Origin of the sequence: Corynebacterium pilosum DSM 20521 = CIP 103422, assembly GCF_000373805.1 — a bacterium.
GTDB lineage: Bacteria > Actinomycetota > Actinomycetes > Mycobacteriales > Mycobacteriaceae > Corynebacterium > Corynebacterium pilosum.
In genome coordinates this window covers 94577-106281 of record NZ_KB892461.1, presented here as the reverse complement: position 1 = coordinate 106281, position 11705 = coordinate 94577, and the positions used below count along the sequence as shown (strand labels likewise).

Annotated in this window: 9 protein-coding genes; 1 reads left to right on the top strand and 8 read right to left on the bottom strand. The window is 59.5% G+C overall.

Annotation, left to right across the window (positions count from 1 at the left end; genetic code table 11):
- Positions 1-25: 25 nt before the first annotated feature.
- The 3 genes from zwf to tkt all read right to left on the bottom strand — a co-directional run bounded on the left by zwf (position 26) and on the right by tkt (position 4873).
- On the bottom strand, positions 26-1564 hold the full coding sequence (gene zwf, locus B097_RS0107975) for a glucose-6-phosphate dehydrogenase (RefSeq protein ID WP_018582008.1): 1539 nt from the start codon (positions 1562-1564) through the stop codon (positions 26-28).
- A 98-nt stretch (positions 1565-1662) separates the two neighbouring features.
- Positions 1663-2745: a transaldolase gene (tal, locus tag B097_RS0107970; protein ID WP_018582007.1), complete on the bottom strand. Its 1083-nt coding sequence runs from the start codon at positions 2743-2745 to the stop codon at positions 1663-1665.
- Positions 2746-2788: 43 nt separating this feature from the next.
- Positions 2789-4873: a transketolase gene (tkt, locus tag B097_RS0107965; protein WP_018582006.1), complete on the bottom strand. Its 2085-nt coding sequence runs from the start codon at positions 4871-4873 to the stop codon at positions 2789-2791.
- Positions 4874-5292: 419 nt separating this feature from the next.
- On the opposite strand from tkt, the gene B097_RS0107960 reads away from it, so the two are divergent.
- A complete protein-coding gene (locus B097_RS0107960) occupies positions 5293-6234 on the top strand; it encodes a heme o synthase (RefSeq protein ID WP_018582005.1) in 942 nt (313 codons plus the stop codon).
- Between the two features lie 17 nt (positions 6235-6251).
- On the opposite strand, the gene B097_RS0107955 is transcribed toward B097_RS0107960, so the two are convergent.
- The 5 genes from B097_RS0107955 to mptB all read right to left on the bottom strand — a co-directional run bounded on the left by B097_RS0107955 (position 6252) and on the right by mptB (position 11678).
- Complete coding sequence (locus B097_RS0107955; protein ID WP_018582004.1) at positions 6252-7220, bottom strand: quinone oxidoreductase family protein; 969 nt, start codon at positions 7218-7220, stop codon at positions 6252-6254.
- 41 nt (positions 7221-7261) lie between these two features.
- Positions 7262-8248: a COX15/CtaA family protein gene (locus tag B097_RS0107950; protein ID WP_040429513.1), complete on the bottom strand. Its 987-nt coding sequence runs from the start codon at positions 8246-8248 to the stop codon at positions 7262-7264.
- Positions 8249-8328: 80 nt separating this feature from the next.
- Positions 8329-9096, bottom strand: coding sequence for an ABC transporter permease (locus B097_RS0107945; protein WP_018582002.1), 768 nt, complete (start codon positions 9094-9096; stop codon positions 8329-8331).
- Between the two features lie 3 nt (positions 9097-9099).
- A complete protein-coding gene (locus B097_RS0107940) occupies positions 9100-10026 on the bottom strand; it encodes an ABC transporter ATP-binding protein (RefSeq protein WP_018582001.1) in 927 nt (308 codons plus the stop codon).
- A 5-nt stretch (positions 10027-10031) separates the two neighbouring features.
- Positions 10032-11678, bottom strand: coding sequence for a polyprenol phosphomannose-dependent alpha 1,6 mannosyltransferase MptB (gene mptB, locus B097_RS0107935; RefSeq protein WP_018582000.1), 1647 nt, complete (start codon positions 11676-11678; stop codon positions 10032-10034).
- Positions 11679-11705 lie beyond the last annotated feature (27 nt).

The window sequence follows — 11705 nt, the reverse complement described above, 5'->3', positions numbered from 1 at the left end:
AAGTTCCTTTCAACCAGGTGCCCGGTTAAGGGCGACGCCAGGTGTGTCCGTTACGTGCCAACATGTCATCTGCAGATTGCGGGCCCCACGTGCCCGCCTCATACTCATCGGGGCGGCCGCCGGCGTGCCAGTGCTCGATGATGGGGTCGAGGATCTCCCAGCTGCGCTCCACCTCGTCGTTGGTGGGGAAGAGGGATGAGTCTTCCAGCAGCGCATCGAGGATCAGGCGCTCGTAGGCCTCTGGGGATTCTTCCGTGAATGCTTCCGAGTAGGAGAAGTCCATGTTCACATCGCGGACCTCCATGGTGTAGCCCGGCACCTTGGAGCCGAAGCGCATGAGCACACCCTCGTCGGGCTGCACGCGGATGACCACGGCATTGTTGCCCAGCGATCCGGTCTGTTCCTCGTCGAAAGGCTGGTGCGGGGCCTCCTTGAATACCAAGGCGATCTCGGTGACTCGGCGTCCGAGGCGCTTGCCGGTACGCAGGTAGAACGGTACGCCCGCCCAACGACGAGAATTGATCTCCAAGGTGCAGGCAGCATAGGTTTCGGTGGTCGATTCTGGGTCGAAGCCTTCTTCATCACGCAGCCCTGGCACGTGCTGCGAGCCCTGCCACCCTTCGGTGTACTGGCCGCGCGCCGTGGTCTCATCGAGAGGTAACACTGGCGTGGTTGCGCGTAGCACCTTCAGTTTCTCGGCGCGCAATGACTTCGGGGAGAAGTTCAGCGGCTCTTCCATCGCCACCAAGGCCAAGAGCTGGAGGAGGTGGTTCTGGATCACGTCGCGTGCGGCACCGATGCCGTCGTAGTAGCCGGCGCGTCCGCCCAAGCCGATGTCTTCGGCCATGGTGATCTGGACGTGGTCGATGTGGTGTGCGTTCCACAGTGGCTCGAACAGCTGGTTGGCAAATCGTAGCGCCAGGATGTTCTGCACGGTCTCCTTGCCCAGGTAGTGGTCGATGCGGAAGACCGATTGCTCCGGGAACACGTTGTTGACGATCGCGTTAAGTTCTTTCGCGGACTCCAAGTCATCGCCGAAGGGCTTTTCGATGATCACTCGACGCCAGGAATCCTCGGTTGCCTGAGCCATGCCAGCGCGGTCGAGCTGATACACCACATCGGCGAAAGCTGATGGTGGAATGGACAGGTAAAAGGCCCAGTTGCCGCCGGTGCCGCGAGTACGGTCCATCTCCGCCAACGTTTCCGCCAGGTTGTCGAAGGCCTGATCGTCGTTAAATGCGCCGGAGACGAACTGCATGCCCTCGGCCAAGCGCGTCCACACGTGCTCTTCGAACTTGGTTCGCGCACCTGCTTCCACGGAACCCCGGACGTAATCTTCGAAGTCCTGCTTCGACCAATCGCGGCGACCAAAGCCGACGAGGGTGAACCCGGCCGGTAGCAGGCCACGGCTGGCGAGGTCATAGACGGCTGGGAGAAGCTTTTTGTACGCAAGGTCACCGGTAACACCGAAGATGACCATGCCCGACGGGCCTGCGATACGTGGCAGGCGCTTGTCGCGTGGGTTGCGTAAGGGGTTGACCCAGGGGGTTCCGCTATCAGTCACGAGAAACCTTTCGCTTAAGAAATAATTCTATTGATAAAAATACCAAGTCCCGGCTACCGCCAGAATAGTCGGTTGCCGGGACTTTAGGGGAGAAGTGCTTACTTCAGCTGAGTCTCCATGGAATCGAGGAGCTCTTGCCAGGAGTCCACGAACTTCTCGACGCCCTCACGCTCAAGAACCTTGACCACATCGTCGAGGTCGATTCCAACCTCTTCGAGCTGCTGGAAGATCTTTTGAGCCGATGACGTAAACCCGGTCAGGGTGTCACCGTGAAGCTTCTCAGTGTCCAAAGCAGCGTCGATCGTTGCCTCAGGCATGGTGTTGACGGTGTCTGGACCAGCCAACTCGGTGACGTACAGAGTTGCAGGGTAGTCCGGGTTCTTCACACCGGTGGATGCCCACAGTGGACGCTGCTTGTTCGCACCAGCTGGAAGATCTTCGTTGGCGAACTCATCCAGGAACAGGCGGTAAGCTAGTCGCGCGTTGGCGACACCAGCCCGGCCCTTCAAGGCCTTCGCCTCCTCAGTCCCGATTTCGTCGAGACGCTTATCAACTTCGGTGTCCATGCGGGACACGAAGAAGGAGGCGACCGAGTAGATCTTGGAGACATCCTTGCCAGCCTCAGCTGCGCGCTTGATGCCATCCTTGTACGCCTCGATGACCTGTCTGTAGCGCTCAACACTGAAGATCAGCGTGACGTTGACGGAGATGCCCTCTGCAAGAGCGTCGGAGACAGCGCGCAGGGATTCGTCGGTAGCTGGGATCTTGATCATGACGTTCTCACGATCAACCTTCTCCCACAGCTCCTTCGCCTGCTTCAGCGTGCCTTCCTCATCAGCGGAGATCCGAGGATCAACCTCGATGGAAACGCGGCCGTCCTCGCCGTTGGTGGCCTTGTAAACGTCGGCGAAGATATCGCAGGCATCCTGCACATCCTTGATGGACATGGCGTAGACCGCGGTGTCCACGTCTGCGCCCTGTTCCTTCAGCTCGGCGATCTGCTCGTCGTAAGCATTACCGGTGGACATTGCCTTAGCGAAGATCGCTGGGTTTGTGGTCACACCGACGATGGACTTTTTGTCCTTGACTTCCTGCAGGTTGCCGGACTTAATACGGTCGCGAGACAGGTCGTCGAGCCATGTGGAGGTACCGATGTCCGCTAGCTTGTCGATTGTGTTCATAAAGTTCAATCCTTTCAGTGGTGAATCTTTAAGCAGTAATTGATTATTTAGTGTGTTCCCTCATCAGTTCGAGGGACTCCTTAGCAGCCTTCACAACATTGTCTGTGGTGAAGCCGAAACGCTCGAACAGCTCTGCACCCGGTGCGGACGCACCGAAGTGCTCGATCGAGACGTTACGGCCGAACGTACCAGTGAACTGGTGCCACGGCATGGCGATTCCTGCTTCAACAGAAACGCGTGCGCCGACCTCTGGAGGCAGGATCTCGTTGCGGTAGGACTCGTCCTGCTCTAGGAACCAGTCAATCGATGGCACAGACAGGACGCGCGTAGCAACACCCTCGTCCTCGAGCTTCTGAGCAGCCTCGACTGCATATTGAACCTCGGAACCGGATGCCATCAGGATGACATCCGGGGTCTCCTTGGACGCCTCGACAAGAACGTATGCTCCGCGCTTGACGCCCTCGCGGGCCTTCTCCTTGGTGCCTTCCAGGACGGGCAGGTTCTGGCGCGACAGTGCCAACGCCTTCGGCTGCTCCTTGCCCTCCAGGGCTGCCGCCCATGCAGCGGTGGTCTCGTTGGCGTCTGCTGGGCGCAGGACCGCAAGGTCCGGGATAGCGCGCAGCGCAGCCAGCGTCTCAACAGGCTGGTGGGTTGGGCCGTCCTCGCCCAGACCGATGGAGTCGTGGGTAAACACGTAGTAGCCGTCGATACCGGAGAGAGCACCCACGCGGATAGCGGGGTAGAGGTACTCCGAGAAGATCAGGAAGGTACCGCCGTAGACACGGGTGGGGCCGTGGAGTGCGATGCCGTTCATGATGGCGCCCATGGCGTGCTCGCGGATACCGAAGTGCAGGTTGCGGCCGTAAGGGTTGGCCTGGAACATGTCGGTGGAAATTTCTTCCGGACCAAACGACGGGTCTGCCTTAATGATGGTGTTGTTCGAACCAGCCAAGTCAGCGGAGCCACCCCACAGCTCAGGCAGGGTCTTGCCCAGCTCCTGGAGAACGGCCTCGGAGGCCTTACGGGTAGCAACACCCTTCGGGTCAGCGTCCCAGGTAGGCAGTTCTGCATCCCAGCCCTCAGGCAGTTCACGTGCCGTCATGCGGTCCAGCTGAGCCTTGCGCTCTGGGTTCTTCTCCGCCCATGCGTCGAACTTCTTCTGCCACTCAGCGTGCTTCTCGGCACCCCGCTCAACCAGCTTGCGGGTGTGGTTAATCACGTCATCTTCGACAGGGAAGGAGACTTCAGGATCGAAGCCGAGCTCCTTCTTTGTAGCAGCGACCTCTTCCTCGCCCAGTGCCGCACCGTGGATTGCACCGGTGTTCATCATGGTTGGTGCTGGGTAGCCGATGACGGTCTTGACACGAATGATGGTCGGGCGGGTGGTCTCTGCCTTCGCTTCTTCGACTGTCTCGAGGATTGCAGCGACGTCTTCGCCGGATCCGACCTCAAGGGTCTGCCAGCCGTAGGCCTCGTAGCGCTTCATTACGTCTTCGGTGAACGCGATCTGGGTGTCGTCCTCGATCGAGATTCGGTTGTCGTCCCAGAACAGGATCAGGTTGCCCAACTTCTGGGTGCCAGCCAGCGACGATGCCTCAGAGGTAACGCCCTCCTGGAGGCAGCCGTCGCCTGCAACGACATAAACGTAGTGGTCGAATGGGGATTCGCCAGACGGGGCCTCAGGGTCAAACAGGCCACGCTCACGACGAGCAGCCATTGCCATGCCGACAGCGGAAGCCAAACCCTGGCCGAGCGGACCAGTGGTGATTTCCACGTGGTCGGTGTGGTTGTACTCAGGGTGGCCCGGGGTCTTGGAGCCCCAAGTGCGCAGCGCCTTCAAGTCATCCAATTCAAGGCCAAAACCGCCGAGGTAGAGCTGAATGTACTGGGTAAGGGAAGAGTGGCCAGCGGAGAGGACGAAGCGGTCGCGACCGATCCAGTCCTTATCATTCGGATCCACGTTCATGACGCGTTGGTAAAGGGTGTACGCCAGGGGAGCCAGCGACATCGCGGTACCTGGGTGGCCAGAACCAACATTCTGCACGGCATCTGCGGCGAGTACGCGAACCGTATCGATCGCTCGGGTGTCGTTGTCGGTCCAGTCGTCTGGGTAACGACGTTCGGTCATCGCCTTAAGTTCAGGGGACAGAGTCACAATTTCCTCGCTTTATGTAGAAAATCCGCATCCCGTAGTCCAGTGCGTTAAACACCGCGCCACGGGTGCAGGAGAGTGTTGGATCACTTCCCTTTCTACTGTACTTGGAAAAGTTCGCTCATTGGTATTATGAGCGAAAAGATTGCGCAGTGTGGGCGGTCTCACCACTGAATCCGCAACCTTCACGAAACGGTGGTGTCGGATTACTCTTACGTGGCGTGATGGATGTACCATCGTCCGAAGGAATGACAGGCGCTTAACGACGATAAATTCGTCGGGAACTTTCCAGCGGAGGCATCCGACTAGTTCCGTAGACAAGTCCGCAAAAGGCCGTGACAGGATAACCTGCCACGGCCCAGTCGGATGGGCGCGAATGGAATGAGGAGTAATTCTTGGAGACGATCAAGGCCTATGTAGCACTGACAAAGCCTCGGGTCATTGAACTCCTCTTGGTCGCAGCAATTCCTGCGATGTTGCAGGCAAACCGTGGAGTTCCCACGCTGACCGAGGTCTGGCTGATCCTCGCCACGCTCTTCGGGGGTTGGATGGGGGCGGGTGCCGCCAATACCTTCAACATGGTCGCTGACTATGACATCGACCAGAAGATGGGCCGCACTCGCGCCCGTCCGTTGGTACGGGCGAAAATCACCAAGGGAAAGGCGACTGTCTTCGCTTGGGCACTGTTGATTGCTAGCGTGTTGTGGTTGTGGCTGGTCTGTAATTCCTGGTTGGCCGCGGTCTTTATCCTGCTGACCAACTGGTTCTACATCTACGTCTACACCAAGTGGCTGAAGCGCCGCACCTGGCAAAACGTCATTTGGGGTGGCGCAGCCGGCTGCATGCCTGTCTTAGTTGGCTGGGCCGTGATCCGTGACAACGTCAACGACGGTACCCCGGACCAGTGGTGGCAGGCCGTGGTCCTGTTCATGATCATCTTCTTCTGGACACCGCCTCATACATGGGCGCTGGCCATGAAGTATCGCGATGATTATGCCAAGGCCGAGGTGCCTATGCTGCCGGTGATCGCATCCCCAGTAAAAACCACCCAGCAGATCTTGGTCTATTCCTGGCTGACGGTGATCACCTCGCTGCTGATCATCCCGGCCACGTCGTGGATCTACCTTGTGGTCTCAGTGGTGACTGGCGCTGTCTTCCTCATCATGGCCACCAGCCTTCACAACGGCGTCAAGGCTGGCGAAAACGTCAAGCCACTCAAACTGTTTATTCTGTCGAATAACTACTTGGCCATCTTGTTCATCGGCCTGTCTATCGATGCAGTCCTCGGCTGGACCACCATCGCCGAGGTACTGGGAATCAATCTGACCCTGTTCTAAGTTCTAAAGCTAGAGAATTAAGACTCACGCACTCTCAAGACCACCGATCCGGTGGTCTTTCTGCTGTGAAGGTCTTCATGGGCCAGGCGAGCGTCGGAAAGCGCATAACTGTTCCCAATGCGGAACTTCAACACGCCGTCTTCGACTCCGCGAACCATGGCTTGCGCGCGCATGCGGAACTCATCGTCGGTGGCGGTATATGCGCCAAGGGAGGGGCGGGTGAGGAAGATGGAGCCGTGAGAATTGAGGATCTGGGGGTCGATCGGCTCAACAGGGCCGGAAGCCGCACCGAACAGGCACACTAGGCCGCGTGGCTTGACGGCCTCGAGTGACTCGTTGAAGGTGTCTTTGCCCACGCCGTCGAGAACAACGTCGACGCCGCGGCCGCCGTTGCGGCGTCGGACGACCTCGGCAAGATTATCGCTGTAGCGGAAAACTTCGGTCGCGCCGGCCTCGTAGGCAAGCTTCTCCTTCTCGTCGGAGGAGACAACGGAATATACTGTCGCCCCGGCCGCGCGGGCTAGCTGGGTGGCGATCAGACCGACCCCGCCCGCGCCAGCGGTGAGCAAAATGGAATCATCGGGCTGAGTGTCGTGAACCCCGTGGATGAGGTAGTGGGCGGTCATGCCCTGCAGCAGCATGGAGGCCGCTACCTCATGGTCAAAGCTCTCAGGCACGGCAACGAGCCGGTTGCGCGGGACGACGACGCGTTCGGCATAAGAGCCGGGCGCATCGCACCACGCGACGACGGTGCCCTCAGCTATTTCTCCGCGGGGGTCGGAAATAACTCGGCCGCAGCCCTCGGAGCCGGGAATATAGGGCAGTTGCGTATGGTAAATGCCCTCACGGAAGTATGTGTCGATGTAATTGATGCCGGCCACGATGACCTCAACGAGGACGTGGTCGGCATCAGGGGTTGGCTCGGCCACATCGGTGTAGGTAAGAACCTCGGGCCCGCCATGGTCGGTAATCTGGATGGCTTTCATAACACCCAGGCTACAGAAAGACAGAGTGTCTGAACCGGTTTTTAGGCAGATACGTGCTGCATCGCAGGAGTATCGTCGATACGCTCGCCGTACTGGCGACGACGGCCGTGCGCATACAAGAAAGCACTAAACGCCACGACGACCGACGACAAGCCGATGTGGACCGGCACCGTCCAGCGTGGGACGCCCAAGTAGAACTGCGCCACGCCGACGGCCCATTGCACCACGATCATCGCGATGAGAACCAGCGCGGTACGCCTCGCGTCCTGCGGGGCGTTCTGGCGCCACAAAAGGAAGACCACGACCAGGGTTGCAGCCAAGTACAGGTACATGCACCCTGCGTGGACGTAGGCCAGCATCTCGGTGTCGAGCTCCAGGCGGCCTTCCATACCAACGCCTGCGTCGCCGGAATGCGGGCCGGAACCGGTGACCATCGTGCCCGTAAACAGCACAACGGAGAGGGCGATGGCTGCAACGACAGTCCAGACACGAGTGGCGTTGCTAAAGCGCTGCACCTGCGGGGCGTCGTCAGGCTCGGCGATGCGCATATATAGCAGTGCTGCGATCCACACCAAGACCATCGAAGGGAGGAAGTGGATAGCCACCGACCACCACTGCAGATCAAGCAACACAGAAATGCCGCCCAAGATCGCTTGGACGATGATGCCGAGACCGGAGACGAAGGACAACACGAGAATCTCCCGGCGGCGCTTCGCACGCAGGACAGCGATGAACACGACAAGCGCAATCGCAGCTAACACAAAGGTGAGCAAGCGGTTACCAAATTCAATGGCTTGGTGAATCCACGGAGCCGCGCCGGCGACCGGGACCAGCGAGCCTTCGTGGCACAGCGGCCAGGTGTCGCATCCGAGGCCGGAACCGGTGACGCGAACGAGGGAACCGGTGACGGTGATGCCACCTTGGGCGAACAACAGGATAAGCGCGGCGATGCGCTGAAAACGCACGCTGCGCCCCACACCTTTGTGGGCGGGGTGGGTATCAGGTGCCGTACGAGTTGAGACAGACATCTCACTGTCCTTCTTCATGGTTAATCAATCTTTGGTATGAACGTCAGCATATCGGAGAAAGGGCCGAAAATAGTAGCGGACTATCCGTCAAAGCGGAACCACTTCACAGCAGCGAGCGTGCCGACGAGCGCCCACGCCAACAACACCAGCCATCCGACAAGGTGAATACCGCCCCGAAAGGCTGCGTCAATCACCGTTGTCAGGGCAACCGTGGGCACCAGAACCCACAGGCCAGGATTGGCGATCGCCCCGATATAGACGACGAAACCGACAATGCCGATCAGGATCATCCAGATCAAGTTAGCTAGGCCGAGCACCAGCTCTGAGCGCAGGGAACCGCCCATCAGCAGGCCTAATGACGTGAAGCAAATCACGCCGATGAATAGGGCGATCGCACCCATAATGGCCCCGAGTAGCGTCACGCGCCAACCGACGATGATCGCTACTGTGCTGATGATGATCAGCTGAACTGCGGTCATGGTGAGCACGCCGATAATTTTTCCGGCGATGATTGTCCACCTTGGTACGCCGGAGGCGCCGGTGCGTTTCAGGGCGCCGTAACGACGATCAAACGCCAGAGAAATTGCCTGGCCAGTAAAACCCGCACTGGTGGCTGCCATGGCGAAGACCATGGGGACGATATCGTTGACGGTTGCATCGCCTAAGAGAGGCAGGTTGGCTGCGGCAATCAGGACCACCACAGGGATGATGATGTTCAGCAAAATCTGCTCGCCGTGCTGGAGCATAAGCTTGGACTCGATGCGTCCCTGGGCAAGGGCCATCTTCCATGGGGAAGCGCGGCGGGGAGCCGGTGTAAAGGTTCCAGGGGCGATGGAATTGGCAGGCATGTGCTAGCTCCTCAGCTCTCGTCCGGTGATGTCCAAAAAGACTTCTTCCAAGTTGCGATGACGAACCCCCAGGCTGCGGATCAAAACACCTTGGCGCGCAGCCTCCGCGGAGACCGCCGCGATAAGTTCCGGTGACGCAGGGTGGTCGAGGCGATAGTGCAGCGGACGGTCAGAACGCGCAGTTACTCCCTCGGCCTCGGCAGCGGCGAGATCGAAAGGTGATTCCGTTTCGAAGGTGAGGTAGTCCGCTGCGTTATCAGCCGTGAGCTCGCTCGGGGTGCCTTCGGCCACGATCTGGCCGTGGTCCACGATGACGACGTGGTCGGCCAAGGATTCAGCCTCATCCATCAGGTGGGTGGTGAGGATGACCGTGGTTCCGTCGTTACGCATGGCGTTGACGATGTCCCACACCGCGAGGCGCGATTGCGCATCCATGCCCGCGGTGGGCTCGTCGAGAAAGATCATTTCGGGTCGGCCGATCATCGCCAGGGCGAGCGATAAGCGCTGCTTTTGGCCTCCGGACAGGCGTTTGTAAGTGGTTTTCGCTACGCCTTCCAGCCTCAAGAGTTCCATGAGCCACTGAGGATCATGCGGGTCCTCGTTATAGCTGGCTGAGAGCCGCAGCATGTCGCAGACGGTGATGCTGTTGTAGGAACCGCCACCTTGGAGCATGATGCCAATCCGGGCACGCACCTGCTCGCCCTGAGTGGTCGGGTCAAGGCCCAACACAGAGATCGAGCCCGAGGTAGGGGACTGGAAGCCCTCGCACATCTCGATGGTGGTGGTCTTGCCGGCGCCATTTGGGCCCAGCAGAGCGAGAATCTCACCGCGGCGGGCGGTAAAACTTAACCCATCGACAGCTGTCTTCGACCCGAAACGCTTCACCACGTTGTCAACGCGCAGCGCGGGCCCGTCAAAAGTCGTAGTCACTCGTCCTACAGTAGCCTACGCAGTCGCTGCGACCGAAGCCAGATCCAAGCAAGCAATGCCAGCAGCAGACAGCTCACCAGCGCACTAATATAAATTGACGCCACCGTCCCCGGAGGCAGCGATTGACCACGTGGCAGCACGATGAAGCTGAAGAATGCAGAGTAGATCACCACTGCCCCGCGGAAGAAGGTGCGATTAGCCCATGCAGCCAGCGGCACGATGGCCCACAGCATGTACCAGGGATGGACTACGGGGAACAAGAGAACAAGGACGAATGTCGCCACGCCCAACCCGCCGACGGGGTGAATGGAGCCACGGAAGGTGGCAAGCAGCATGCGCAGCATAAACAGCCCGGCTATGAGGATGCCAATCCCGCGAGTGAGCAGAAGCATCGCGTCAGTGTGATCTCCCAGGCCAAGCAGCATCCCCAGAAATCCGAAAACGACGCCGATATTGGTGCTCATCGACAGCCAGCTACGAATCGTGGCAGCACCACCTTGTCCGGTGACCCACCCAAAACCAATGCCGGTTATCCACGCCACCAGCAAGGCGGTACCGACCAGCAGAAGCACCTGAACGACGACTGCCTTGAGTATGCCGGACCACCCGCCCCACGCACGCGCCAGCGCCATTCCGACGAATCCCAGGGCCATAAAGCCTGTCACTTTCACCATTCCGGCACAGGTGATCAGGGCGCCGGACGCAATAATTAATGCCCAGGCGCGGGAGGGGTGTTCGTCGATAAGCGAAATGCCCTGCAAGCCGACTTCCACACCGACAAGCATGAAGCCCAACAGAAGGGACTCATTGTGAATTCCGCCGACGAGGTGGAGGATGGTGAGCGGATTGAGGATGCCCAGCCATAGAGCGGTCGCTGGAGCGACACGGCAGCGCCGAGCCAATCTGGTGATCGCCCACGCGGCTCCGAGTAAGCCGACGAGGGATACGGCGCGGTGAGCGAGTACGCCCAGCAATATCGAATCGTTTGTGAGGCGGGAGATCAGCGCGGCGATCCCCAACGCGACGGGGCCATATGGGCTGGGGGACTCAGCCCATATAAATGGGACGGAGCGTGCAAGGTGATGCTCGCGTCCGAGCAGTTCCACGGGGCCGGCGGCATAGGGATCCATACCCTGGGCGACGATGGAGCCTTGGGCCAGATAGGAATAAATGTCTTGGGTGAAAATCGGGGCGGTGAACAGAAGCGGAATGGTCCACGCAACAAAGGTCCGCATGATCATGCCGGGACTTATCGACGAGGCGTGGTTACGGCCGGTCAAAAACGGGCCCATCAACACCCAAGCGACAACGAGCATCGCCACGCCGACTAACACGATCACTGACGATGCTTGGAGCATGCGCGCCATGATCGCGCCGCCCGGAAGATTATTGAAAGGGTTGCCCACCACGGGGAGTGCACCCGCGCCGAGGGCACCGATGCCGATCAACAACGCACCGACAGTGCCGACGATGCGCAACACCATGAACCGATTGAGCTCCCGCGGCGGGGCATACAATGACTTCTCAGTATCCGGGGCCGTGTCGGGGCCCTGATTAAGCAGCGCGGAGCGGGAACCAGCGGCGCCTAAACGTGGCAGCTCGTCGGCAATATTGCCGATGCCGAGGCCGCGCCGACGTTGAGGTTCCTTCATGAAAGGCCATTCTACAAAGTGTGCTGA